At 53.2% G+C, this 23,808-nt stretch carries 23 protein-coding genes and 2 pseudogenes; 8 read left to right on the top strand and 17 right to left on the bottom strand.

The window, feature by feature from the left end:
- Window positions 1-32: 32 nt before the first annotated feature.
- The 7 genes from J2T37_RS08770 to J2T37_RS08800 form a co-directional block, all read right to left on the bottom strand.
- On the bottom strand, window positions 33-812 hold the full coding sequence (locus J2T37_RS08770; RefSeq protein WP_253355219.1) for a TrmH family RNA methyltransferase: 780 nt from the start codon (window positions 810-812) through the stop codon (window positions 33-35).
- Between the two features lie 111 nt (window positions 813-923).
- Entirely contained in the window at window positions 924-1,511 is a 588-nt protein-coding gene (locus tag J2T37_RS08775) for an RseA family anti-sigma factor (protein WP_253355220.1), read from the bottom strand.
- Window positions 1,512-1,517: 6 nt separating this feature from the next.
- Window positions 1,518-2,117 (bottom strand): RNA polymerase sigma factor RpoE, encoded by a 600-nt coding sequence (rpoE, locus tag J2T37_RS08780; protein WP_253355221.1) that lies wholly within the window; start codon window positions 2,115-2,117, stop codon window positions 1,518-1,520.
- Window positions 2,118-2,178: 61 nt separating this feature from the next.
- On the bottom strand, window positions 2,179-3,504 hold the full coding sequence (tilS, locus tag J2T37_RS08785; RefSeq protein WP_253355222.1) for a tRNA lysidine(34) synthetase TilS: 1,326 nt from the start codon (window positions 3,502-3,504) through the stop codon (window positions 2,179-2,181).
- Window positions 3,505-3,674: 170 nt separating this feature from the next.
- The gene (gene alaS / locus J2T37_RS08790; protein WP_253355223.1) at window positions 3,675-6,575 is read right to left on the bottom strand and encodes an alanine--tRNA ligase; all 2,901 of its coding nucleotides are present in this window, start codon (window positions 6,573-6,575) and stop codon (window positions 3,675-3,677) included.
- A 130-nt stretch (window positions 6,576-6,705) separates the two neighbouring features.
- The gene (gene mpl, locus J2T37_RS08795; RefSeq protein WP_253355224.1) at window positions 6,706-8,088 is read right to left on the bottom strand and encodes a UDP-N-acetylmuramate:L-alanyl-gamma-D-glutamyl-meso-diaminopimelate ligase; all 1,383 of its coding nucleotides are present in this window, start codon (window positions 8,086-8,088) and stop codon (window positions 6,706-6,708) included.
- A gap of 88 nt (window positions 8,089-8,176) precedes the next feature.
- Window positions 8,177-8,560 (bottom strand): Mth938-like domain-containing protein, encoded by a 384-nt coding sequence (locus J2T37_RS08800; RefSeq protein ID WP_253355225.1) that lies wholly within the window; start codon window positions 8,558-8,560, stop codon window positions 8,177-8,179.
- A gap of 158 nt (window positions 8,561-8,718) precedes the next feature.
- On the opposite strand from J2T37_RS08800, the gene J2T37_RS08805 reads away from it, so the two are divergent.
- Complete coding sequence (locus J2T37_RS08805; RefSeq protein ID WP_253355226.1) at window positions 8,719-10,026, top strand: homoserine dehydrogenase; 1,308 nt, start codon at window positions 8,719-8,721, stop codon at window positions 10,024-10,026.
- Window positions 10,019-10,459: a hypothetical protein gene (locus tag J2T37_RS08810; RefSeq protein WP_253355227.1), complete on the top strand. Its 441-nt coding sequence runs from the start codon at window positions 10,019-10,021 to the stop codon at window positions 10,457-10,459. The genes J2T37_RS08805 and J2T37_RS08810 overlap by 8 nt, the downstream gene beginning before the upstream one ends.
- A 227-nt stretch (window positions 10,460-10,686) precedes the next feature.
- On the opposite strand, the pseudogene J2T37_RS08815 reads toward J2T37_RS08810, so the two are convergent.
- A pseudogene (locus J2T37_RS08815) lies at window positions 10,687-11,869 on the bottom strand (sugar transporter).
- Between the two features lie 328 nt (window positions 11,870-12,197).
- Here J2T37_RS08815 and J2T37_RS08820 point away from each other — a divergent pair.
- The 4 genes from J2T37_RS08820 (at window position 12,198) to J2T37_RS08835 (ending at window position 15,684) form a co-directional block, all read left to right on the top strand.
- Complete coding sequence (locus J2T37_RS08820; protein ID WP_253355228.1) at window positions 12,198-12,407, top strand: heavy-metal-associated domain-containing protein; 210 nt, start codon at window positions 12,198-12,200, stop codon at window positions 12,405-12,407.
- A 66-nt stretch (window positions 12,408-12,473) separates the two neighbouring features.
- On the top strand, window positions 12,474-14,639 hold the full coding sequence (locus J2T37_RS08825; protein WP_253355229.1) for a heavy metal translocating P-type ATPase: 2,166 nt from the start codon (window positions 12,474-12,476) through the stop codon (window positions 14,637-14,639).
- 108 nt (window positions 14,640-14,747) lie between these two features.
- Window positions 14,748-15,005 carry a hypothetical protein gene (locus J2T37_RS08830; RefSeq protein WP_253355230.1) on the top strand — a complete coding sequence of 86 codons (258 nt, stop codon included), beginning with the start codon at window positions 14,748-14,750 and terminating at the stop codon, window positions 15,003-15,005.
- A gap of 106 nt (window positions 15,006-15,111) precedes the next feature.
- Window positions 15,112-15,684 carry an SGNH/GDSL hydrolase family protein gene (locus J2T37_RS08835; RefSeq protein WP_253355231.1) on the top strand — a complete coding sequence of 191 codons (573 nt, stop codon included), beginning with the start codon at window positions 15,112-15,114 and terminating at the stop codon, window positions 15,682-15,684.
- A gap of 168 nt (window positions 15,685-15,852) precedes the next feature.
- Here the strand turns inward: J2T37_RS08835 and J2T37_RS08840 are convergent, their stop codons facing one another.
- The 8 genes and pseudogenes from J2T37_RS08840 to J2T37_RS08875 form a co-directional block, all read right to left on the bottom strand.
- The gene (locus J2T37_RS08840) at window positions 15,853-17,163 is read right to left on the bottom strand and encodes an aminopeptidase P N-terminal domain-containing protein (protein ID WP_253355242.1); all 1,311 of its coding nucleotides are present in this window, start codon (window positions 17,161-17,163) and stop codon (window positions 15,853-15,855) included.
- A 108-nt stretch (window positions 17,164-17,271) separates the two neighbouring features.
- Window positions 17,272-17,631, bottom strand: a pseudogene (locus J2T37_RS08845) (VanZ family protein); the annotation flags it as partial.
- Between the two features lies 1 nt (window position 17,632).
- The gene (locus tag J2T37_RS08850; protein WP_253355232.1) at window positions 17,633-17,836 is read right to left on the bottom strand and encodes a dioxygenase; all 204 of its coding nucleotides are present in this window, start codon (window positions 17,834-17,836) and stop codon (window positions 17,633-17,635) included.
- A 52-nt stretch (window positions 17,837-17,888) separates the two neighbouring features.
- Complete coding sequence (pth, locus tag J2T37_RS08855) at window positions 17,889-18,470, bottom strand: aminoacyl-tRNA hydrolase (protein ID WP_253355233.1); 582 nt, start codon at window positions 18,468-18,470, stop codon at window positions 17,889-17,891.
- A 142-nt stretch (window positions 18,471-18,612) separates the two neighbouring features.
- Window positions 18,613-18,897 (bottom strand): RnfH family protein, encoded by a 285-nt coding sequence (locus J2T37_RS08860; RefSeq protein ID WP_253355234.1) that lies wholly within the window; start codon window positions 18,895-18,897, stop codon window positions 18,613-18,615.
- Window positions 18,890-19,321, bottom strand: coding sequence for a type II toxin-antitoxin system RatA family toxin (locus J2T37_RS08865; RefSeq protein ID WP_253355235.1), 432 nt, complete (start codon window positions 19,319-19,321; stop codon window positions 18,890-18,892). The genes J2T37_RS08860 and J2T37_RS08865 overlap by 8 nt, the downstream gene beginning before the upstream one ends.
- 127 nt (window positions 19,322-19,448) lie before the next feature.
- Window positions 19,449-21,443, bottom strand: coding sequence for an ATP-dependent zinc metalloprotease FtsH (ftsH, locus tag J2T37_RS08870; RefSeq protein ID WP_253355236.1), 1,995 nt, complete (start codon window positions 21,441-21,443; stop codon window positions 19,449-19,451).
- 63 nt (window positions 21,444-21,506) lie between these two features.
- Window positions 21,507-22,127 (bottom strand): RlmE family RNA methyltransferase, encoded by a 621-nt coding sequence (locus tag J2T37_RS08875; RefSeq protein WP_253355237.1) that lies wholly within the window; start codon window positions 22,125-22,127, stop codon window positions 21,507-21,509.
- Window positions 22,128-22,238: 111 nt separating this feature from the next.
- Between J2T37_RS08875 and yhbY the strand changes: the two genes are divergently transcribed.
- Window positions 22,239-22,523, top strand: coding sequence for a ribosome assembly RNA-binding protein YhbY (gene yhbY, locus J2T37_RS08880; RefSeq protein ID WP_253355238.1), 285 nt, complete (start codon window positions 22,239-22,241; stop codon window positions 22,521-22,523).
- A 298-nt stretch (window positions 22,524-22,821) separates the two neighbouring features.
- Window positions 22,822-23,295, top strand: a complete 474-nt coding sequence (gene dnrN / locus J2T37_RS08885; RefSeq protein ID WP_253355239.1) for an iron-sulfur cluster repair protein DnrN — start codon at window positions 22,822-22,824, stop codon at window positions 23,293-23,295.
- Window positions 23,296-23,376: 81 nt separating this feature from the next.
- Here the strand turns inward: dnrN and J2T37_RS08890 are convergent, their stop codons facing one another.
- Window positions 23,377-23,691 carry an EamA family transporter gene (locus J2T37_RS08890; RefSeq protein WP_253355240.1) on the bottom strand — a complete coding sequence of 105 codons (315 nt, stop codon included), beginning with the start codon at window positions 23,689-23,691 and terminating at the stop codon, window positions 23,377-23,379.
- Window positions 23,692-23,808: the final 117 nt, after the last annotated feature.

A 23,808-nucleotide genomic window follows, 5' to 3' on the forward strand; every position in this document is an offset into this window, starting at 1 on the left:
CCTTTGATTTCAAATATTTTTTCAGACGGCATTTACAAGCGCTGGCGCATTTGTTCAAACAGGCAAACGGTAGCGGCCATGGCGACATTCAGCGATTCGGTCTGCCCCAACATCGGAATTTTGACGCAGCCGCTGACTGCCTCCAACACTTCCGTGCTGATGCCGCTGCCTTCGTTGCCGAAAATCCATGCCGACGGCTGGCGCAAATCCAATTGGTACAGGCTGAAATTATTGTGTTCACCCAGCGCCGTTGCCCAAATTTCATGCCGATATGCAGCCAACCACGGGCGCAAAAAAACACGCGTATGGATGCTTAACAAAAAATGCGCCCCCATCGCCGCACGCAATACTTTCGGCGACCACACGTCCACGCTGCCGTCACTCAAGAGCAGCTGCGAAACGCCCGCCGCCGCCGCGCTGCGGATAATCGTGCCGACATTGCCCGGGTCTTGCACCCGCTCCAATACCACACAGTCGCCCTCCGTCGGATAATCCTCTTGCGGCGGAATTTGGATTAAGGTCATGATGTCATCGGCGTCTGTCAGGCTGGTAATTTTCGACAAGGCTTCATTGCTGACCCAAGTAATCCGCTCCTCATCCAAACGGCGCAGCAGCGCACGGATTTCATTGTCTTGCGCTTTGGCTTCGGGCAGATAAACATGTAGCGGCGTCAATCCCGCCTGCAGATAGCTTTGCAGCAAATGCACGCCTTCCAACACGGTTTGCCCGTGTTCGCGGCGCGCTTTGGTTTGCGATAGCAGCTTGGCCAAATACTTGAGCTGCTCATTGTGGGCAGAGGTAATCAATTTCATAGGCGGCATTATAGCGGGTTTCAGACGGCCGAGGTAAATACCGCCAAAAAAGCCCTTACCAAAGGCAAGGGCTTTGTATGAAATAAATCAGCAATCAGCACATCATGCCATTTATTGAACAACCGTTTGGCGGTCGGCCGCAGTATTCCGCTGCGTTTCCACTCTAACGGTTGTCTGGCGCTCGGGCATTTGCACCTTCGCCGCATTCGGCACGACCGTATCCGATGCGCCTTTATTATCGGGCGTTGCATTCACGGGTACCACATGCACCTGATTTGTCTGCGGAACAACCGTATCAGCCGCAACGGGAACCGCTTCCGAACGCGCCTGCGGCCAAAACTGCCACACCGATACGGCCACGGCCAACACGCTTGCCGCCACCGCAAACCCTTTAAACGCATGGTTTGCCGCCTGAACCGGACGTTGCGCCCGGCTTACCGGCTCTTGGGCATGGCGTTGCCGGTGTTCCGCGCTAATCTGCGCCAAGGCCGTCTGAAACGCTTCGCTCTGCATAAAATCGGCATCGTGGCCGACTTCGCCCGCAGGCTGCTGCATGTAATCCCGAATCAGATGATACTCGTACCATTTTTGCATGGCACCCTCATCCGCCAATAATTTGGCTATCGTCCCGTCGGATAAATCTTCGTCATCCATCGCGGCGGAGACATAGTCAAATGCTTCTTTTTCTGTTACTGCCATAGTTGTTTACCACCTTCGGTCTTCGGACGTTTCCAACAGCGGCCGCAGATCTTTCGCAATAACCTCGCGCGCCCGAAAAATACGCGAGCGCACCGTGCCGATTGGACAATCCATTATCTGAGCAATTTCCTCGTAAGACAGGCCTTCTAATTCGCGTAATGTGATGGCTCTGCGCAAGTCGTCGGGCAGCTTCGCAACGGCGGCCTCGACAGTGTGTAAGATCTCCCGGTTTATCATCTCAGCTTCCGGCGTATGGTAATCCGCAATCTGATCGGCTAAATCCAGGACATCCCCGTCTTCGTTGGCGGCTTCTGCACTGACAAACGGCCGCTTCCCCGAAGTAATTAAAAAATTTTTCGCCGTATTGATGGCAATACGGTACAACCAAGTATAGAACGCACTCTCACCGCGAAAATTCGGCAATGCACGGTAAGCCCGAATCATTACCTCCTGCGCGGCATCGTTTACTTCATGTTCGTCTTTCACAAAACGGGCAATCAATCGAATCAACCGGCGCTGGTATTTCTGCATCAGCATTTCAAATGCTTTTTGCTCACCGGCCTGTGCGCGCTCTACCAACATTTGATCGATTTGACGATCATTCATATCTAACCTTCTTATACAACTGCATTATAAGTCATAAAACAGCAAAGCGTGCCATGCAGAATCAGACCCCGATAGTCGGATTTGGTTCCCCTAAATATACCGAAAGTGGCTGATAAACCGGCAAAACGCCGGGAGAAGCCCGAAAATCCTTACTTGTCCTCAGATTAGCAACTGCCAGACATTCCCCATCTGCATTTGTGATAATCGGCCATTTTTTTCTTACAAACGGCAAAATATGGCTTTCTTGCAACAGTTTCTTAACCGATTTATGCCCAAATCCTAAAAATATTGAATCGGTATTATCTACACTCCGGATTATCCCTTCAGTTATCAGAACCGACCCATCCCATCCGGCCTCGCAAGGCTGCAACACAAAGCCGTTTTCCTGCAACACATCTTTCAGACGGCCTTTAAGCCCACCTCCAACCGCCCACGGATATGAACAATCACTATTTCGTTTCAATAGAAACAAACGGTTTCGGTAGGCAAAAACATCCGCATCGGCCAAGCGCCATTCTCCTGTTTGCGCCTGCGCCAACACCCGCTCAAAATCCCAAATACTCCCCTGCGACGGCACAGCCGCACCCTGCCGCACCACAAATTCCCGCAGCAAACGGCGGCGGCGCGGCGCACTCAATCCGCGCCACTTGTCCAACGCAAATCCGCCATCCGCACACACCTGCGCATAATCCGCCGCCGTGATTTCATCCAACAGCGCCAAATCATCTTGCGCACTGCGCACATTTGCCAAAATATGCCCGTCTAAATGCGGCACACGCTGCCGCATGTGCGGCAAAGCCTCATGGCGCAGCCAGTTGCGCAAATACGCCGAATCCCGATTGCTTTCGTCTTCCACATAAGCCAAACCGTGTTCCTGCGCATACGCTGCCAGCCCTAGCCGCGTGACCGCCAGCAAAGGCCGCCAGATTTGCGCTTTTCCATTTAAATTCCTCAGCGGCGGCATGGCCGCCATCGCCCGCACCCCGCCGCCACGCAACACCGCCAGCATAAAGGTTTCGATTTGATCGTCCTGATGGTGTGCCAAAGCCAATATATTCGATTGGCCGTCTGAAAACGCCGCATACCGCGCCGCCCGCGCCGCCGCTTCCACCCCTAAACCGTTTTTTTCAATTTTTACCCGCACAATCCGCAGCGGCACTTCCCAATCATCACAATAACGCTGGCAAAACACCGCCCACTCATCCGCATGAGCGCTCAAACCGTGATGGACATGCACGGCAGTCAGCACAAAATCATGTCGCTCACGTAAACGCACCAGCAAATGCAGCAAAACCACGGAATCCAAGCCGCCGCTCAAACCGACTTCGATATGGGCAGGGTTTGCCAGCGAACAAAAAGACTGCTCGATAAGATGGAAAAGATTCATGCGTTTCAATCTAAAAGAAAAACGGATACAAAAATATAGCCAATAAACTTTAGAATGCATACAGTTACCCGTATGCAAAATTAAGTTTCTCAGCAATAAATGTTTGAAGTAAAACAAGGCCGTCTGAAAGCCTGTTTTACTTTCAGACGGCCTTTAGCATATTACCTAAATCAAGCCAGCTTGCTGCTTACCCAGCTTTCCACACCGGCCAACACTTCCGGCAGTTTTTCCACATCGCTGCCGCCGGCTTGCGCCAAATCGGGGCGGCCGCCGCCTTTGCCGCCGAGTTGTTCGGCAGCGGCTTTGACCAAATCACCGGCTTTCACTTTGGCGGTCAGCGGTTTGGAAACACCGGCGCACAAGGCGACTTTGCCGTCGTTCACCGCTGCCAGCAGCACTACGATATTGTCGGCCTTGCCGGTCAAATCGGTGGTGATGTCGCGCAACGCACCGGCTTCGGCATCCAGTTGCGCCACAATCAGTTTGGCCGCCCCCAAGTCGCAGGCAGAGTCCAACAAGGCGGCACCAGCATGAACAGCCAGCTCGGATTTAGCGGCAGACAAGGCTTTTTCCACGGTTTTGGTGTGGGCGGCATTCGCTTGGATTTTCGCCAACACGTCTTTTTCGGTTTGCGCTTTCACCTCGGCGATGATGTCTTTAATCAGGCGCTCTTGGTTTTGCGCCCATTTCAGCGCGTTCAGGCCGGTAATAGCTTCCACGCGGCGGATACCGGCGGCAATACCGCCTTCGCTGATGATTTTAAACAGGCCGATGTCGCCGGTGCGGGCAACGTGGGTACCGCCGCACAATTCGGTCGAATATTCGCCCATCGTTACCACGCGCACGAAGTCGCCATATTTTTCGCCAAACAACATCATCGCGCCGGTTTTTTGCGCCTCTTCCATGCTCATGGTTTCGACTTTAACCGGTACGTTTTGCATGATGGCGAAATTCACGCGGCGCTCTACTTCGGCGATTTCATCGCTTGTAATCGCTTGCGGGTGGGAAATGTCGAAACGGGTTAGCTCGGCATTTTGCAGCGAACCTTTTTGCTCGACGTGCGTACCCAATACCTCGCGCAAGGCTTGGTGCATGAGGTGGGTTACGCTGTGGTTGAGGGTGATGGCGTTGCGGATGTCGTTATCCACTTGAGCGGTAACACTGTCGCCCACGTTCAGACGGCCTGAAGTCTGCACGCCGAATTGACCGAATACGGCAGCTTTGATTTTTTGCGTGTCCTGTACCTCAAAACGGTTGTCGCCGTTGAAGATAAAGCCGACGTCGCCGATTTGACCGCCCGATTCGGCATAGAACGGGGTTTGGTCGATGACAATCACGCCGTGATCGCCCTCTTCCAAGACTTGCACAGACTCGCCGTCTTTATACAACGCAATGACTTTGGATTCGGTTTGGCGTTCGGTATAGCCTTTGAATTCGGTGTCTTTGCCATCGTAAGCCAGTTGCGCGTCGGCCTTGAAGTTTTGCGCGGCGCGGGCGCGGGCGCGTTGCGCTTCCATTTCGCGCTCGAAGCCTTCTTCGTCCAAATCAATGCCCAATTCGCGCGCCATATCCGCAGTCAAATCATACGGGAAACCGTAGGTGTCATAGAGTTTGAACACATGCTCGCCCGGAATAATCAGCTTGCTGTTGGCGATATTGTCTTTCACATATTTGTGCAAAGCCGCGCCGATGGCGTGGTCTTGTTCGCTCAATTCCGGCTCTTCATCAGACACCACATCCGCCAAATCCACCACGATGGTTTCATTCAGACGGCCTTCGGCTTGCGGGCGGATAACGACTTGTTTGCTGTTGCCGTTACTGCGCGAAGCCACAGTAAATTTCAAACCGTCGGCGGTTTCCAGTTGCAAGGGTTGGGCAACGCCGTCGGCAGGCAGCAGTGATTCCAGTTTCAGGAATTTCATGCCGTCCAACACTTTGCCAAACAGCTCCATACCGGTTTCCAGCGTTTGGCCGAAGCGGGTTTCTTCGCCGCGCAGGGTTTCCATGATATGGGTTTGTTTTTCTTTCAACTCAGGATAGGCGTCGCCCATCTCTTTGACCAAATCGGGCACAAGTTTGTAGAAGAACGGATTTTTCTGACCGAGCTTGTAACCGTGGCGCACGGCGCGACGGATAATGCGGCGCAACACATAGCCGCGACCTTCGTTGCTCGGCATCACGCCGTCCGCAATCAGGAAGGAGCAGGAGCGGATATGGTCGGCAATCACTTTCAAGCTCGGCTCGTCCATGCTGAATGCGGCGCCGGTTTCGCGTGCCACGGCTTTCATCAGGTTTTGGAACAAGTCGATTTCGTAGTTGCTGTGCACGCCCTGCATCACGGCGGAAATGCGCTCCAAGCCCATGCCGGTATCCACGGAAGGCTTAGGCAGCGGATTCATGTTGCCTTTGTCATCGCGGTTGAACTGCATAAACACGCAGTTCCAAATCTCAATCCAGCGGTCGCCGTCTTCTTCCGGGCTGCCCGGAATGCCGCCCCAGATTTCTTCACCGTGGTCGTAGAAAATTTCGGTACACGGACCGCAGGGGCCGGTATCGCCCATCTGCCAGAAGTTGTCGGAAGCGTAGCAGCTGCCTTTGTTGTCGCCGATACGCACAATACGGTCGGCGGGCAGGCCGATTTCGTTGAGCCAGATATTGTAGGCTTCGTCGTCTTCCGCATACACGGTCGCCAACAGTTTTTCTTTGGGCAGGTTCAGCCATTCTTTGCCGGTCAGAAAGCCCCAGGCGAAATGAATCGCTTCGCGTTTGAAATAATCGCCGAAGGAGAAGTTGCCCAGCATTTCAAAAAAGGTATGGTGACGCGCGGTGTAGCCGACGTTTTCCAAGTCGTTGTGCTTACCGCCCGCACGAACGCATTTTTGCGCGGTGGTGGCGCGGGTGTAAGGGCGTTTGTCAAAGCCCAAAAACACGTCTTTAAATTGGTTCATGCCCGCATTGGTAAACAAGAGCGTCGGGTCGTCATGCGGCACGAGCGATGACGAGCGCACGATTTGGTGGCCGTTTTGTTGGAAATATTCAAGGAATTTCTGGCGCAGTTCGGAAGTTTTCATGGTGTGTTTTCGTATCCGTTTAAAGGTTTCAGACGGCCTGTCTGATGTAATCATGCCGTCTGAAAAATAAAAAAATGAATGGGCGTATCTTACCGTAAAACGGTATCGCCTGCCATATGTGATATAGGGCTTAATTCTTGGCTGTCAAGGCTTTGAGCAGCTTGTCGTGTATGCTGCCGAAACCGCTGTTGCTCATCACCAAAATATGGTCGCCGCTTTGCGCCTGCGCCACGATATCGGCAACAAAGGCTTCCAATTCTTTGCCGACGTGCAATTTCGCGCCCAAAGGCGACAGTGCCTCGGCCACATCCCAATCCACGCCGCCGGCGTAACAGAAAACCGTATCCGCTTCTTGCAGACTCGCGGGCAGCGCGGCTTTCATCGTACCCAGTTTCATGGTATTGGAACGCGGCTCCAATACCGCCAAAATCCGAGCCGCGCCGACTTTTTGGCGCAAACCGGCCACGGTGGTTTCAATCGCAGTCGGATGGTGGGCGAAATCGTCATAGACGGTCACACCGTTTGCCACGCCTTTGATTTCCATGCGGCGTTTGACATTTTTAAATTCACCCAACGCTGCGCAGGCCGTCTGAATATCCACGCCCGCATGACGCGCGGCAGCAATCACAGCAACGGCGTTTTGGCGGTTGTGTTCACCAATCAGTTCCCACGCCACATGACCGGCTTTTTTGCCGTCTAACAACACATCAAACGAGCCGTCCGCGCCGACATTCGCTACCTGCCAATCGCCCGCTGCGCCGAAAGTTTCCACCGGCGTCCAGCAGCCCTTGTCCAACACTTCGCGCAGACTCTCCTGCTTATTGCACACAATCAGCCCTTCAGACGGCACGGTGCGCACGAGATGGTGAAACTGGGTTTGAATCGCCGCCAAATCGGGGAAAATATCCGCGTGGTCGTATTCCAGATTGTTCAATACGGCGGTACGCGGGCGGTAATGCACGAATTTGCTGCGCTTGTCGAAAAACGCGGTATCGTATTCGTCGGCCTCAATCACAAAAAACGGCGATTTGCTGTTTGGATCTTGGCGCGGCGTTTGCGGCAGACGCGCCGACACGCTGAAATTCTGCGGCACGCCGCCAATCAGAAAGCCCGGCGCAAGCCCCGCATATTCCAATACCCAAGCGAGCATGGAAGCGGTGGTGGTTTTACCGTGCGTGCCCGCTACACCCAACACCCAATGGTGGTGCAGCACATTTTCCGCCAGCCATTGCGGGCCGGAGATATATGGCAGACCTTTGTTTAAAATCGCTTCAACTACATCCATACCGCGCTTGGCAACATTGCCGATAACATACATATCGGCCGGAAACTGCGCCAACTGCGCCGCATCGAAACCTTCGTGAACGTCAATGCCCAAAGCCTCAAGCTGGGTACTCATCGGCGGATACATCTTCGCGTCGCAACCGCTGACCTTAAAGCCCGCTTCTTGGGCGATGGCGGCAACCCCGCCCATAAACGTACCGCCGATACCGATAATGTGGATGTGTTTCATGATTGGTTTGAATCTGTCGGATTAGGGAAAGCGGATATTATAGCGGATTTTGCGGGGTTAAGACCGTCTGAAATCCGCTGCGCCGTGTTTACGGCCACAGCCATGCCCACACTTTGCGACCTTCGCCTTGCAGCAGTAATAAGGTGCGGCAGGCGGCGGCTGTGTTCATGCATTCGAGGCCGATGCCGTGGGCAGCGAGTTCGGCGGCGATTTTTGGGTGGAGAAACTGCTGCGTTGCACCTGTGCCGATGATGATGACTTCGGGTAAGGTGTTTTCGGTATCGGAATCAGCGGCCGTTTGCAGCAAATCGGCGGCGGTCAGTTCAGACGGCCTGGTTTGCGGGATTTTTTCCACGCGGCTGCCGCGTAAGGCCACGGGTTCGGTATAACGCTGTCCGCCGATTTCTATGCCCTCTGCACCGTAGGCGGTAACGCTGAGGCCGTCTGAAATTTGGTTTTCTTCGATAAGCATGGGACGCTTTCTGTTTCTTCGTTAAAAAAGGTGCAAAAACAGGTAATTTCGGGTAGGATTGAAACCTTTCATTCCGCTGCCGAACCTGTTGTCAGGCTTGATTATAGCAGCGCGGGATACGGATTTTTATAAAACAGGGCTTTCGATTAGGAGATTATATGAAGCCAGTGAATATCGGTCTTTTGGGTTTGGGTACGGTCGGCGGCGGCACGGCCGAGGTATTGCAGAAAAACGCGGCAGAAATCAGCCGCCGTTTGGGGCGCGATATCGCCATCAGTGCGGTATGCGATTTGAGCGAAGAGAAAGCCAAAGCGGTTTGCCCGAATGCGGCGTTTGTGAAAGACCCGTTTGCGCTGGTGCAGCGCGATGATGTGGACATCGTGGTCGAGCTGTTCGGCGGCACCGGCATTGCCAAAGACGCGGTATTGAAAGCGATTGAGAGTGGTAAACATGTGGTGACCGCCAATAAAAAGCTGCTGGCCGAATACGGCAATGTGATTTTCCCGCTGGCGGAAGAAAAAAACGTAATGGTGCAGTTTGAAGCGGCGGTGGCGGGCGGCATCCCGATTATTAAGGCGCTGCGCGAAGGTTTAGCGGCCAATAATATCATCAGCATTGCCGGTATCATCAACGGCACGAGCAACTTTATTTTGAGCGAAATGCGCGAAAAAGGCAGCGCGTTTGCCGATGTATTGAAAGAAGCGCAGGCTTTGGGCTATGCCGAAGCCGATCCGACTTTCGACATCGAAGGCAACGACGCGGGTCATAAAATCACCATCATGAGTGCCTTGGCATTCGGCACGCCCATGCACTTTGAATCCTGCTATCTGGAAGGCATCAGCAAGCTGGAAAGCCGCGACATCAAATATGCGGAAGAGCTGGGCTACCGCATCAAATTGTTGGGCATTACCCGCAAAACGCCCAAAGGCATCGAATTGCGCGTACACCCGACATTGATTCCTGAAAGCCGCCTGCTGGCGAATGTCAACGGCGTAATGAACGCGGTGCGCGTGAATGCCGATATGGTGGGCGAAACCCTGTATTACGGCGCGGGCGCAGGCGCATTACCGACCGCCAGCGCGGTGGTGGCCGACATCATCGACATCAGCCGCTTAATCGGCGCGGACAGCAGCAACCGCGTGCCGTATCTGGCGTTCCAGCCGTCTGAAGTGCAAGAACAGACCATTTTGCCGATGGACGAGATTACCAGCAGCTACTATCTGCGCGTGCAGGCGCAAGACAAAACCGGTACGCTTGGCCGAATCGCCGGTTTGTTAGCCAACGCGGGCGTATCCATCGAAGCGCTGATTCAAAAAGGCGTAATTGACAAAACCACCGCCGAAATCGTGATTCTGACCCACAGCACGGTCGAGAAAAACATCAAGCAGGCGATTGCCGGTATCGAAGCGCTCGATTGCGTGGAAGTGCCCGTTACCATGATCCGTATGGAAAGTCTGCATGGCTAATCCCGACAACGCGCCGCAGCCGACGCCGGAGGAGCAGGCGGCAAAAGCCAAAAAAGCCAAGGCCAAAATCCGCACCATCCGCATTTGGGGCTGGATTATCATGGGCTTGCTGGTGTGTTTCGTGTTTCTCTCCAAATGCGCCATGACCAAGCCGGAATTCAAGCAAAGCGTGATTGAATCCTGCGTGAAAAACGTGCCTTTCGCCGAAAAATGGCAGGCTGATTTAAAAGCGCAGGGTTTGGCCGGGAAAAGCGACCAAGTCATCAGCAGCTACTGTACCTGTATGTGGGACGAGCCGTTGGAGAAACTGACTTACCAGCAGGTTCAAAATTTCGGCAAACTCAGCGCACAAGAGCAGGTGGATTTGCTCGGCGGCAACGCGGCGTTTGAAGCGCGGGACAAACAGTGTGTCGCGGGATTGAAAGCGAAATAATTTATAGTGCAATTATTTAAAAACCAAACCATCGATACGGTGTAGGTTGGGTTGTAAACCCAACATTTACCTAAACTTCTGTTGGGATTTCATCCCAACCTAGACAGTTTGGTTTTCTACTTATTTCACTATATATGGTTTAAGCCTTGACCACAGATACGGCAAAGGCCGTCTGAAAAATAAATATTTTTTCAGACGGCCTTTTTTTTTACACAACCGGAAACAGTTTAACCGCCCGCTTTTGCCATAAAATCATCCCGCTTAACCAGCGTCCACACCAGCACCAATGCGGCTGCCGCCAGCAGCGCACCGGCAAAGCCGACGCTGTTCAAACCGAACCAAACGGTCACATAATGCCCCAGCAGCGCACCGCCGCCGATACCGATGTTATACAGGCCGGAATAAATCGAATTGGCCACGTCGGTCGCATCCGAAGCGAAGTTCAGCACTTTGGAAATCATGCCCAAGCTGACAATCGCAATCGACACACCCCAAAAGAAACACATCACATACACCGTCCACACCGAGCTGACCATCGGCAGCAACAGCAAAGTCACCGCCACAATCATGGCCGTAGCGCCGATAAAAAACCGGCGCGGGAATTTGGCAAACCATTTGCCGAAGATATACGAAGCGGCAAAACCGGCAATACCGTACAAGCCCAAAAGTATCGTTACCTGCTCCGGCAGGAAGCCGCCGATTTGCAAGACAAACGGCTCGATATAGCTGTACGCGGTAAAGTGCGCCGTAATGATAAACACGGTAAATACATACAGCAACAGCAGGTTTTTACGCTTAAACAGCACGGGCAGGCTGGCGAGCGAACCGGTGTTAACGCTCGGCAAAAGCGGCAGGTTTTTCGCCAAAATTACCATCACCGCCGCCGCGCACAGGCCAATCAGCAAAAAGCTGACCTGCCAGCTGTAATACTGGCCGATCACGCGCCCCAGCGGAATGCCCAATACCATCGCAATCACCGTACCCGTGCTCAACAGCCCCAAAGCCTGATTGCCCTTGCCTTTCGGCGCAACCCGCACCGCCAGCGAAGACGTAATCGACCAAAACACAGCATGGGTCAGCGCAATCCCGATACGGCTGACCAGCAGGATTTTGAAGTTCCAAGCAAAAAAACGACACCACATGGCTGAGTACAAACAGCCCGAACAAAATCAGCAGCAGCTTACGCCGTTCCACATTTTTCGTCAGCAACATCAGCGGCAGCGACAGCAGCGCCACAATCCAAGCGTAAACCGTAATCATCATGCCGACTTCGGTCGGCGACATACTGAAACTTTGGCCGATGTCGCTCAACAGCGCAATCGGGATGTATTCGGTGGTATTGAAAATAAATGCGCCTACCGCCAAAGCCATCACGCTGAGCCACTGTTTTTTCTCTTTTTGATTCGGCATTTCAAATTCTCTTATCCTGTTTGAGCAAAGGCGTATTGTACGCTGGTTCATCTATGATTTGAAACGACAGATTAGGCCGTCTGAAAACGAACTATTTTTCAGACGGCCTAATCGTAGGATGCAATAGGCGGTACGCCGTATTGCACCGATTAGCGGCTGTTTGGGTCACAGCAAGCATAGAACGTCCCCTGCTCAGTTTCAGACGGCCTTACCGTACTTGGTTTCCACTTACCCGACCATATATTAACGAAACGCTTGACCTTAACCCCGCGTTAAGGTTTATAGTGGCTTCATTCTCCAACCGTAAGCAAAACAGAAAGGAAACATCATGGCAAACATTACCTTAAACATCGGCGGCATGACCTGCGGCGGCTGCGTGAAAAGCGTTACCCGTATTCTGGAAGGCGTGGACGGTGTTTCTTCCGCCGCCGTCAGCTTGGAAAATAACAGCGCCGTTGTTGAATTTGACGAGGGCAAAACCAATCCCGCCGCGCTGATTGAAGCCGTGGAAGACGGCGGCTTCGACGCGTCTTTGTGATTTTTCAGACGGCCTTTCCCGCTCCCGAAAGGCCGTCTGAAAACCCGCTCAAAAAGGACACACATCATGCAGCAAAAAGTCCGTTTCCAAATCGAAGGCATGACCTGCCAAGCCTGTGCTTCCCGGATTGAAAAAGTCCTCAACAAAGAAGACTTTATCGGCCATGCCGAAGTCAATTTCGCCAGCGAAGAAGCGCAAGTCACCTTTGACGACAGTAAAACCAATGTTGGCGACATTACCAAAATCATCGAGAAAACCGGCTACGGCGCGATTGAAAAAACCGATGCGCTGCCGGCTGCCGCCGGTGGCGAGGTACATATCGGTTGGCGTTTGTGGCTGCTCTTCATCATCAATATCCCGTTTCTCATCGGTATGGCGGGCATGATGATCGGCCGCCACGACTGGATGTTGCCCGTCGCTTGGCAGTTTGTCTTGGCAAGCATTGTGCAGCTGTGGCTGGCCGTGCCGTTTTACAAAAGTGCGTGGGCGAGCATTAAGGGCGGATTGGCCAATATGGATGTGTTGGTGACCATCGGCACGGTGTCGATTTACCTCTATTCCGTGTATATGATGTTGCACTATCAGAATATGGGGCACGACGGCGCGGCGCATGTGTATTTTGAAGCGGGCGCGATGGTGATCGGTTTTGTGTCGTTGGGCAAATTTTTGGAACACCGCACCAAAAAATCCAGCCTCAACAGCTTGTCGCTGATGTTGCAGCTCACGCCTTCCACCGCTAGCGTGCAGCGCGGCGGCGCATGGCAGACCCTGCCGATAGACCAAGTGCAAATCGGCGACTTAATCCGCGCCAACCACGGCGAACGCATTGCCGCCGACGGCATGGTCGAGAGCGGCAGCGGCTGGGCCGATGAAAGCCACCTTACCGGCGAATCCAATCCCGAAATGAAGCAAAGCGGCAGCGATGTGTTGGCCGGCGCGCTGATGACCGACGGCAGCATTGTCTACCGCACCACCGCGCTGGGCAGCCAAACCCTGCTCGGCGACATGATGAACGCGCTGTCCGAAGCGCAGGGCAGCAAAGCGCCGATTGCGCGCGTGGCGAACAAAGCGGCGGCGGTGTTTGTGCCGGTGGTGGTCGGCATAGCCGTGTTGACCTTTATCATTACTTGGCTGGTGGTGCGCGATTGGACAACCGCTTTAATGCACGCCGTGGCGGTGCTGGTGATTGCCTGCCCGTGCGCCCTCGGTTTGGCGACGCCTGCCGCGATTATGGTGGGCATGGGCAAAGCGGTGAAACACGGCGTATGGTTTAAAGACGCGGCTTCGCTGGAAGAGTCGGCGCACGTCAATGCTGTGGTGCTGGACAAAACCGGTACGCTTACCGAAGGCCGTCCGCAGGTTGCCGCTGTGTATGTCGTATCCGGCAGCGCGTATGACGAAGACGATTTATACCGCATCGCCGCCGCCGTCGAGCAAAACGCCACCCACCCGCTAGCAAACGCGATTGTGTCCGCCGCCCTAGCCCGCAATTTGGCTATTCCCGCCGCAACCCACGCGCAAACCGCCGTCGGCGCAGGTATTTCGGCTGAAGTAGAAGGCGTAGGTACGGTCAACGTCGGCAAAGCCGATTACGCCAAGCTGACCCTGCCCGCCGATTCAGACGGCATTTGGCAGATTGCCAGCATAGTGGCCGTATCGGTGGGCGGCCAAGCCGTCGGCGCATTTGCATTGGCAGATACGCTGAAATCAGATACCGCCGAAGCGATACGCCGCCTGAAAGCGCACGATATCGAAGTGTATGTGATGAGCGGCGACCATCAGGGTACGGTGTCGTATATCGCCAATCAGTTGGGCATAGCCCATGCCTACGGCAACATGAGCCCGCGCGACAAAGCGGCGGCGGTGCAAAAATTGAAAAACGAAGGCAAAACCGTGGCGATGGTGGGTGACGGTGTCAACGACGCGCCCGCGCTGGCTGCCGCCAACGTCAGCTTCGCTATGAAAGGCGGCGCGGATGTGGCGGAACACACCGCCTCCGCCACGCTCATGCAGCACTCGGTCAACCAGCTGGCCGACGCGCAGCTGGTAGCGCGCGCCACCTTGAAAAACATCAAGCAGAATCTGTTTTTCGCCTTTTTCTACAATATTTTGGGCATTCCGCTGGCCGCGTTCGGTTTTCTCAGCCCGGTCATTGCAGGCGCGGCGATGGCGATGAGCTCGATTTCGGTGTTGGGCAATGCGCTGCGCTTGAAACGGGTAAAGATTGATTAGCCCGCCGCGCAATAGAGTAAGGCCGTCTGAAAGGGATGACAGAAATCTTTTCAGACGGCCTTTTTCCGCTATAATCAGCGCATTTCCCCATATTTCGGAATCCATCCCATGACCATGATGACCATCATGAACTACATCCTCGTCGGCCTGTGTATCTTCACCGCCCTCTTGGTGTGGTCGCGCAACTGGAAACGCAAACAGGCGTATTACGAAAAAATCAAAAGCAATCCCGACAACATCAAATGGGTGCGCGAACATTTGAGCGGTGTCGAAATCGAAGATTTGAAAGCCGTCAGCGAACGCTTCGGCCTGCCCATGCTGCAAGCCAAGCAGTTGCTTGATTTTTGTCAAAAGAGCAAGCCTTAATCCGCTTTGTTGTCTTCTGTCATTTGATTGATGTTAAGGCCGTCTGAAAATATTACGCCTATAATCGTTTTTCAGACGGCCTTATCTTTCGGAGGACACTTTCCCAATGACTGTATATCTTATCGGCGATTCCATCCGTTTGGGCTACGAGCCTTTCGTGCGCCGCGCCCTCGCCGACACCCGCATTTTCACCCTGCCGCAAAACGGCCAATCTTCCCGCGAAGTCCTCCAAACCCTGCCTCAGGCCACCACCGGCATACAGCCCGGCGACATCGTCCATCTCAACTGCGGCCTGCACGACATCCGCCGCAACCAAGGCGTCGCCCTGCCCGTTTCCGATTTGAATACCTACCTCGGCAATTTGCAGCAGATTTTCCAGAGTCTACGCAAAATGCAGGCCAAAGTCATTTGGGCCAGCAGCACGCCGTTTTTGGAACAGGTGCACAACTTGGTCAAACCCTCGCGCCGCTATCTTGCCGACATCTGCCTGTATAACCAGTCTGCCGACAAGCTGGCACGCAAGTTCGGCTTTGCCGTCAACGACCTCTACGGCCTGATGTTTGAGCAGGATTTAACCGCGCTGATGGTGTGCGACGGCTTGCATTTCAACGAATTCGGGCATGAAATTTTAGGCAAAGCCGTGGCGGAAAGCATACGGCGGCAGATGAATGTGGGGTAAGGGATATAGTCGGAGAAATTAAGTTCTGTTACAGAAGTCGTAGGGTGGGCACTTGCTGCCCACCCTACGACTATAACATTCATTTGTCACACGAAAAGGCCGTCTGAAAACCTGCCACCGGTTTATCTGTAACAGAATTTCAGACGGCCTTTTTGCGCCAATGCACATTTATCCGCGCATAAGCGCCTCAATATCCGCCACGCTTTTCGGCGCCAGCGCGGTATAGTTTTCGCCGCCGTCGGCAGTCACCAATACATTGTCTTCAATGCGGATACCGATATTGTGATAGTCCGCCGGAATATCATCCGCCGCAGCAATATATAAGCCCGGCTCGATGGTGGTACACACACCCGGCTGTAACAGCAGCGGTTTGCCATCCTGCCAGCGTTTGCCGACATCGTGGACATCCATGCCGACCCAGTGGCCGAGGCCGTGCATATAAAAACGCTGGTAGGCTTGCGATTCGATGTTGCCGTCCACCGAGCCTTTGAGCAGTTTGAAATCCAGCAAGCCCTGCACCAAAATCCGCAAAGCCAAGAGATGGATTCCGCCCCAATCGGCATTCGGCTTCACCGCCGCAATCGCGGCCTCGTTCGCCGCCAACACCACTTCGTAAATGTCTTTTTGCGCCGCGCTGAATTTGCCGTTTACCGGAAACGTGCGCGTAATATCGCCCGCGTAAAATTCGTATTCCGCACCGGCATCAATCAGCAGCAAATCGCCGTCCTGCAACACATCTTTGTTGTCAATGTAATGCAGGCAGCAGGCGTTTTTGCCGCCGGCGACGATGGTGTTGTAAGACGGGAAACGCGCATTGTGGCGCATAAATTCGTGCAAAATCTCCGCTTCGATTTGCAGCTCGCCCAAACCTGGGCGGGTTTGCCGCATGGCGCGGATATGCGCCAGTGCGCTGATTTCGCCTGCTTTTTTTATCAAACTGATTTCATGTTCGTCTTTAATCAGGCGCATGGAATCAAGCAGCGCCGCCAAATCCGCCAGATTTTCCGGCGCATAGCTGTTGGTTTGGATACGCCGCCCCGCGCTTTGCTGCACTTCGTGCCATTGCGCCATCAATGCGCGGTCATGCTTGGGATACACGCCCCATAAGGCGTACAGGCTTTTTTTGTTCAACAGCGCCTGCGCAAAATACTGCGGCCATTCGGTGTTAACATGAGCCTCATCAAAACCGAATACCTCCTGCGCCGCTTGTGCGCCGTAGCGAAAACCGTTCCAAATTTCGCGCAGAGGGTCTTTATCGCGGCAGAACAAAATGCTGCGCTGCGTCGCGCCATCAAGCAGCAACACGGCTTCCGGCTCGTCAAAACCGGTCAGATAATGAAAATAGCTGTCTTGGCGGAACGGAAACTCGGTATCGTTGCTGCGGCGTTGCTCCGGCGCGGCAAACAAGACGGCAATGCCGTCGCTGCCTATGGTTTCCAATACGCGGCGACGGCGTTCGATATAAGGGGTGGTGTTCATCTTCTTTCCTTCCGTTTTTCTGATTAAGGCCGGATAACAGGCGGGCTGCGCCCGCACCAAAACTGCCGAAATCAATTTTTTTTCAGACGGCCTGTTGGCAACAGATTGTTTGGCGGCAACGGTTTGCGCAGCCAGCCACAAAGCCGCCGCTGCCCCCAGCATATCCGCGATACCGTCGCCCAATGTCCCCTGCCGTGTGGCGGTAAACGCAGCTTGTGCGCACTCGCTGGCAACGGCGTAAACCAGCGCGGCCACCAGCAAAGCGCGGTACGGTATCGCCCGTTTGTCCTGCATAAAGGCTTTGGCGCACAGCCAGAATTGGGTAAAAAACAGCCCGAAATGGGCGGCTTTGTCAAAATGGGGAAACGGCGGCGGCGTATTGCCCGACTCGCGAAACAGCAGGAAATAAATCCCCGCTGCCAACCACAGCAAGGCCAATACGCTGAATTTATTGCGCGGCGCAGCCATATTAATCCTCTTCGTCCAACCAAGTTTGGCAGATACCCGCCAGGCGCACGAATTTGCCGCCGCGCTGTTGCAGCATATCGCACCATTGCGCCACTTCGTCGCGGCCCGGTGCTTCGTCCAAGCTGCATTCGTACAACCAGAAATCCAGCGTTTCTTCGACAACGCCGACGGATTCGGTTTGGATAAGGTCAAATAATTCGGTCATGGGTATGCGGTATAAAATAAAATCGGGGGGGGAGGCCGTCTGAAAATCAGGATTATTTGCTGTGTAAAAACCGTTGCGCAGTTTCCCATTCGCCCGCCACCAAATCGGGTATGCCCTGCAAGGATTTGCGGATGGAATCGTCAATCAGTTCGCGGTCGGCGGCGCTGGGCTTGTTCAAGACATAGCCCACCACCAGATTTTTATCACCCGGATGGTCGATACCCAAACGCAAGCGGTAGAAATTGAGCGTACCCAAACGCGCCTGAATGTCTTTCAAACCGTTGTGTCCGCCGTTGCCGCCGCCGAGTTTGAATTTAATCCGGCCGCAGGCGATGTCCAATTCGTCGTGCACCACCAGAATTTCTTCCGGCTTGATTTTGTAAAACTGCGCCAATGCTGCCACGGCCTGACCGGAGCGGTTCATAAACGTCATTGGTTTGAGCAGCCAAACATCGCCGCCCTCACGCGACACGCGCGCGACTTGGCCGAAGAATTTTTTTTCGTCCTTAAAGGTGGCGCGCCATTGCCAGGCCAATTCGTCGAGCAGCCAAAAGCCGACGTTATGGCGGGTGTGTTCATATTCTTGGCCGGGGTTGCCCAGGCCGACGATGAGTTTGATTTTGTTTTCGGACATGATGTAGTGAGTAATGTAGCGACAAGGGTTTAACCTGCCATTTAAAAAAATAATCCAATGAACGGGAGAACGCCCGATCTGCAAACCTTAGGGGATAAGGCCGTCTGAATTTTTCAGACGGCCTCAGCATATCGGACTGTGGTTACTGCGCTTCCTGCTCCTGCGCCACGCGGCGGCGGCGGGCTTCTTTCGGATCGATTAAAAGCGAACGGTAAATCTCAATGCGGTCTTTATCGAGCAACACAGTATCGTCTTTAACCCGTTTACCGAAAATGCCCAAGGGCGCGGTGTGCAAATCGACATCGGGAAATTCGTCGTTGATTTTGCTGGCTATTGCCGCTTCACGCACCGTTGTCCCTTCCGCCACCTGCATGCTTTGCAGCGCCTGCCTGTCCGACAGGCCGTAAACAATTTCGATATTAAGCATAGCAGCGGTCGGCCTCTTTGACAAACGCATCCACCAGCGTGCCGCTCAAATGGCTGAACACCGGCGAAATCACAGCCGATAGAATCGAGCTGGAAAAATCGTATTCCAAATGAAATTCGATTTTGCACATGTCGCCGCCCAAATCGATAAATTTCCACGTACCGTGCAGGGTTTTAAACGGCCCTTCCAGCAAATCCATGCGGATTTCCTGCCCGGGAATATTGTGGTTATGCGTGGCAAACGACTGCTTCACGCCCATATAGTCCATAAACAGACGCGCTTTTAGCTCGTTGCCGCTGCGCTCGATGATTTCGGTTTTGCTGTACCACGGCAGAAAGTTCGGATAATCTTCGACACGATCCACCAATTCAAACATCTGCGCCGCACTGTGCAACACCAGCATGCTTTTATCGACTTTTTTCATGGAATTTGCGTATTCGTCAAAAACGCTATTATAAACGAAATTCCGCCGTTTTTCAGACGGCCTTGCAACGCTCAGGCCGTCTGAAAAACAAAACGGCAGCTTATCGCTGCCGTTTCATAATCACCGCTTACACCTTGTCTTTCGGCTCATCGGTTTGGGTTTCTACTGCGCTTTGCGCATCAGCCGTTTGGATGTTTTCTACCACCGGCTCAGCGCTGGGAACGGCTTCTGCTGAGGGCGCGGCAGTTTCGCCGACCGCTTCTGCACCATCATCCTGACGCAGATTGTGGCTGTAATCTTTCGGAGGGCTCGGTTGTTTGCCGGCCATGATTTCCAGCACCTGATCGCGGTCGATGGTTTCCCAATCCATCAGGGCTTTGCACATGGTTTCCATCTTGTCGCGGTTTTCGTCCAAGATTTTATAAGCCACGGCATATTGCTCGTCCAAAATACGGCGCACTTCGGCATCGATTTCCTGCTGGGTTTTTTCCGAAATATGCTGCGAACGGGTCACGCTGCGTCCCAAGAACACTTCGCCTTCGTTTTCCGCATACACCATCACACCCATTTTGTCGCTCATGCCGTAGCGGGTCACCATCTCACGCGCCATTTGGGTGGCACGTTCGAAGTCGTTGGACGCGCCGGTAGAAATACGGCCGACAAAGATGTCTTCGGCGATACGGCCGCCGAACAGAATGGAGAGCTGGCTCAACATCTGGTCTTTGTACATGCTGATACGGTCGCGTTCCGGCAACTGCCAGGTCAGACCCAGCGCACGGCCGCGCGGCATAATGGTAACTTTATGCACCGGATCGGTAAACGGCAGGCTTTCGGCCACAATCGCATGACCGGATTCATGATAAGCGGTGGCACGCTTTTCGTCTTCGTGCATGACCATGCTGCGGCGTTCCGGACCCATGTAAATTTTGTCTTTAGCGTCTTCAAAGTCGCTTTGATCGACTTTGATTTTATTTCGGCGACCGGCAAACAAAGCGGCCTCGTTAACCAAGTTGGCCAAGTCCGCACCGGAAAAACCGGGCGTACCGCGCGCCAAATCAACCAAGTTGACCGATTCGTCCAGCGGCACTTTTTTCGCATGCACTTTCAAAATCTGCTCGCGACCGCGAATATCCGGCAACGGAACCACTACCTGACGGTCAAAACGGCCGGGGCGTTGCAACGCTGGGTCAAGGATGTCCGGACGGTTGGTGGCGGCAATCACAATCACGGTTTGATTACTCTCGAAGCCGTCCATTTCCACCAATAATTGGTTCAAAGTCTGTTCGCGCTCGTCGTTACCGCCGCCCAAACCGGCACCGCGCTGACGGCCAACCGCATCGATTTCGTCGATAAAGATGATGCACGGCGCGTTTTTCTTGGCCTGTTCAAACATATCGCGCACACGGCTTGCGCCCACGCCGACAAACATTTCCACAAAATCAGAACCGGAAATGCTGAAAAACGGTACGCCCGCTTCACCGGCAATCGCTTTGGCCAGCAGGGTTTTACCGGTACCCGGGCTGCCCGCCAGCAGAATACCGCGCGGCACACGTCCGCCCAGGCTTTGGTAGCGGGTCGGCGCTTTCAGGTAATCCACGATTTCCTGCACTTCTTCTTTGGCTTCGTCGCAACCGGCAACATCGGCGAAGGTGACTTTGTTGGCATCTTTATCCAACAGTTTGGCGCGACTCTTACCGAATGAAAACGCGCCGCCCTTGCCACCGCCGCCGCTTTGCATACGCATGAAGTAGAACCATGCGCCAATCAGCAGCAATACCGGCAGCAGGCTGAAAAACAGGCTGCTAAGCATGCTCGGTTTTTCTTCCGGCGTCACTTTCACGCGCACGTTTTTGTCGAGCAGGGTTTTAATCAGGTTGTCGTCCAACGGCGCATTGGTGTAAAACGCCGTTTTGTCGGCGCGTTCGCCTTTAATCAGATAACCGCTGACCACAGAGCCTTCGATGTTGACGCTGGCGACTTCACCGCTGTTGACCTGCTGGATAAACTGCGAATATTCGATTTGCTGGTTACTTTCCTGCTTGTCGGTCACGGCATTAAACGCCGCCATCAGGCAGACGCCCAGCACCAACCAGACCAATACATGTTTAATGGTATTCCCCACTGAACAGGCTCCATATAATTAGGTAAACGAAAGAAGGGATTTTAAAACACGCTGCACGCGTTGTCAGCGTTTATTTTTCCCCAATAAATAAATCTCACTGGAACGATTGCGCGAAGCCTCCGGTTTGCGCGTCTGCACCACGGCAAAGGTTTCGCGCATGGCCGCCAGATATTCCTGATAGCCTGCGCCCTGAAACACTTTCACCAGAAAATCTCCGCCCGGTTTCAAATGATTGGCGGCGAAATCCAAAGCCAGTTCGCACAAATAAAAGCTCCGCGCCTGATCGGTCACGGCATTGCCTGACATATTGGGTGCCATATCGCAAATTACAAGGTCTAAAGGGCGGCCGTCGAGTAGGGATTCAAATTGCGCCAATACCTCGTCTTCGCGAAAATCGCCCTGAATAAACGATACCCCCTCGATATAATCCATCGGCAAAATATCCAAAGCAAACACCTGCCCTGCTTTCCCCACCAGTTTGGCCGCCACCTGCGACCAACTGCCCGGCGCACTGCCCAAATCAGCCAACACCGTACCCGGTTTGATTAATTTGTCTTTTTCATTTATTTCCAATAGTTTATATGCAGCGCGGGCACGATAACCGTCTTTTTGCGCCATGTGCACATAATGATCGTTGACATGCTCGCTGAGCCAGGCTTTGGAAGATCTGGAACGTACAGCCATAATGATTCTTATGCAAAGATACAAAGGCCTTATTATACGTTATTTTCCCCCGACTTGCCGCCAAATCGCGTACAATAGCGGATTATTATTTTTTATCAAGCAGTAGAAGCAATGACAAACGAAAAACTCAGCACCAAGCAAATTCTGGAGCTTAAAGCCCGTGCTCATCATTTGAATCCCGTGGTCATGGTCGGCCAGCACGGTCTGACCGATTCAGTGATTAAAGAAACCGACGCCGCGCTGACGGCGCACGAGCTGATTAAAGTGCGCGTGTTTGGCGACGACCGTGCCGAACGTATTGAAATCTGCAACGCCTTGTGTGAAGCGGTTGACGCGCAGTTGGTGCAGCATATCGGCAAGCTGCTGGTTTTGTGGCGTAAAAATTGGGAAGACTAAAGCCTGCTGTATTTGACAAGCATTTAACATTTAATGAGCAGCAAAGGCCGTCTGAAAATCCCTATTCTGATTTTCAGACGGCCTTTTTCTTTTTATTATTGTTCAAAAGAGATTTGGATGAATGCTTATATTAAATCAACAAAACGCATTGATTATCAAAAAATTATTCTTTTCATTTCAAACCTGTACAAATCCGCTATAACGGCGTATCCTTGCCTCAGTTAAATACATTCATAAAACATGCATCTTTAAAGGCCGTCTGAAACGACCTCCCCACCAAACGACAAGGAACCTTATCATGACCGATTTTACGCTTTGGGAAACCGCTCCTTTCAACGCCACCATCGACCATATCTTGCAACGCTACCACAACACCCACCGCGCTCAGTTTAAAGAGCTGGTGCCGCTGGCGCAAAAAGTTGCAACGGTGCATGCCGACACCTTTCCGGCCGAAATCCCCGGCTTGCTGGCCGACATGCAAAATGATTTGCTGATGCACATGATGAAAGAAGAACGTATGCTGTTCCCGATGGTAAATCAAGGCATTGGTCGCGGCGCAGCCATGCCCATCAGCGTCATGGTGCACGAGCATGACGAACACAATCAGGCCATTGCCCGCTTAAAAGCCCTGACCGACAACTTCTCGCCGCCGCAAAACGCCTGCGCCAGTTGGACACGTCTCTACCGATTAGCGGAAGAAATGGTCAACGACTTGACCGACCATATTTATTTGGAAAACGAAATTTTCTTCCCGCGCGTTTTAGCCTCTTAAAAATAAACGGAATATCACCAACAAGGCCGTCTGAATACAAGAAATATTCAGACGGCCTTGATGTTTACTGACCGCGCTTATTCAATGTTTATTCTTGCTTTCAGATGACCTCTTCGTTGCCAGCCAACACACCACCGAACCGGCGTACACCATCGCCGCGCCCTGCCAAAACGCCCAGCCCAGCGGCGCATGCAGCAGCAAAGCGGAAATCAGGGATGAAAAAATCGGAATAAAATACGACGCCCCGGCCAAAATTGCCATACTGCCTTGGCTAATGCCGATATTCCACGCTGCATAGCCCAAGCCGACCACAGCGCCCGCCGCCAGCGCATACAGCGCGGAAGCCGTACTCCAATGAATCGTATCCTGTCCGGCTAAAACATATTCCAGCCACAACAGTGCCGAAATCAGTACAAAGAAAAAGGGGCTGTACTAGATAACTAGATTTATTCAAAATCATTTAGAATAAATCCCATGAAAAAAAGTCGACTGAGCCCTTATAAGCAAAACAAG

It is taken from the genome of Neisseria perflava (genome assembly GCF_024170405.1).
Taxonomy (GTDB): Bacteria; Pseudomonadota; Gammaproteobacteria; order Burkholderiales; family Neisseriaceae; genus Neisseria; species Neisseria perflava_B.

Coding starts and splice junctions, on each gene's coding strand:
- J2T37_RS08770 (WP_253355219.1), bottom strand. CDS start 812: ATGAAATTGATTACCTCTGCCCACAATGAGCAGCTCAAGTATTTGGCC.
- J2T37_RS08775 (WP_253355220.1), bottom strand. CDS start 1,511: ATGGCAGTAACAGAAAAAGAAGCATTTGACTATGTCTCCGCCGCGATG.
- rpoE (WP_253355221.1), bottom strand. CDS start 2,117: ATGAATGATCGTCAAATCGATCAAATGTTGGTAGAGCGCGCACAGGCC.
- tilS (WP_253355222.1), bottom strand. CDS start 3,504: ATGAATCTTTTCCATCTTATCGAGCAGTCTTTTTGTTCGCTGGCAAAC.
- alaS (WP_253355223.1), bottom strand. CDS start 6,575: ATGAAAACTTCCGAACTGCGCCAGAAATTCCTTGAATATTTCCAACAA.
- mpl (WP_253355224.1), bottom strand. CDS start 8,088: ATGAAACACATCCACATTATCGGTATCGGCGGTACGTTTATGGGCGGG.
- J2T37_RS08800 (WP_253355225.1), bottom strand. CDS start 8,560: ATGCTTATCGAAGAAAACCAAATTTCAGACGGCCTCAGCGTTACCGCC.
- J2T37_RS08805 (WP_253355226.1), top strand. CDS start 8,719: ATGAAGCCAGTGAATATCGGTCTTTTGGGTTTGGGTACGGTCGGCGGC.
- J2T37_RS08810 (WP_253355227.1), top strand. CDS start 10,019: ATGGCTAATCCCGACAACGCGCCGCAGCCGACGCCGGAGGAGCAGGCG.
- J2T37_RS08820 (WP_253355228.1), top strand. CDS start 12,198: ATGGCAAACATTACCTTAAACATCGGCGGCATGACCTGCGGCGGCTGC.
- J2T37_RS08825 (WP_253355229.1), top strand. CDS start 12,474: ATGCAGCAAAAAGTCCGTTTCCAAATCGAAGGCATGACCTGCCAAGCC.
- J2T37_RS08830 (WP_253355230.1), top strand. CDS start 14,748: ATGACCATGATGACCATCATGAACTACATCCTCGTCGGCCTGTGTATC.
- J2T37_RS08835 (WP_253355231.1), top strand. CDS start 15,112: ATGACTGTATATCTTATCGGCGATTCCATCCGTTTGGGCTACGAGCCT.
- J2T37_RS08840 (WP_253355242.1), bottom strand. CDS start 17,163: ATGAACACCACCCCTTATATCGAACGCCGTCGCCGCGTATTGGAAACC.
- J2T37_RS08850 (WP_253355232.1), bottom strand. CDS start 17,836: ATGACCGAATTATTTGACCTTATCCAAACCGAATCCGTCGGCGTTGTC.
- pth (WP_253355233.1), bottom strand. CDS start 18,470: ATGTCCGAAAACAAAATCAAACTCATCGTCGGCCTGGGCAACCCCGGC.
- J2T37_RS08860 (WP_253355234.1), bottom strand. CDS start 18,897: ATGCTTAATATCGAAATTGTTTACGGCCTGTCGGACAGGCAGGCGCTG.
- J2T37_RS08865 (WP_253355235.1), bottom strand. CDS start 19,321: ATGAAAAAAGTCGATAAAAGCATGCTGGTGTTGCACAGTGCGGCGCAG.
- J2T37_RS08875 (WP_253355237.1), bottom strand. CDS start 22,127: ATGGCTGTACGTTCCAGATCTTCCAAAGCCTGGCTCAGCGAGCATGTC.
- yhbY (WP_253355238.1), top strand. CDS start 22,239: ATGACAAACGAAAAACTCAGCACCAAGCAAATTCTGGAGCTTAAAGCC.
- dnrN (WP_253355239.1), top strand. CDS start 22,822: ATGACCGATTTTACGCTTTGGGAAACCGCTCCTTTCAACGCCACCATC.